Source organism: Pseudomonas sp. SIMBA_067, assembly GCF_046534675.1.
Taxonomy (GTDB): domain Bacteria; phylum Pseudomonadota; class Gammaproteobacteria; order Pseudomonadales; family Pseudomonadaceae; genus Aquipseudomonas; species Aquipseudomonas putida.
Map to the genome: position 1 here is coordinate 1 of NZ_JAWRYH010000172.1, position 335 is coordinate 335.

Consider the following 335-nt stretch of genomic DNA (forward strand, 5'->3'; position numbering starts at 1 on the left):
CACCATCTTCAGCTTCTTTTACCGTGATCTGACACAACTTGTTCAGACGCTCGGCGAAAGAGCGGGTAAAGCCTGGCGGCATATGCTGGGTAATCAGCAGTGCCGGGCTGGTCGCCGGTAACGGCTGCAGCACATGGCGAATCGCCTCGGTACCCCCGGTTGAGGAGCCAATCGCAATCAGCTTCTCACTACTCAGCAGCGGGCCCGCTTTCAGCGTCGCCGGTACCGGCATCGCTGCACGGTTGTGCAGTCGGGCACGGGAAGCGGCACGAATTTTGTCGCCAATCATCTGGCTGTAAGACAGCATCCCTTCGCGGATACCGAGCTGTGGCTTG

1 protein-coding gene is annotated in these 335 nt (G+C 59.4%); it reads right to left on the bottom strand.

The window, feature by feature from the left end; translation table 11 throughout:
- Nucleotides 1–335 (bottom strand): chemotaxis protein CheB (locus SB765_RS28580; protein ID WP_410932349.1); only part of this gene is annotated, 335 nt, incomplete at both ends.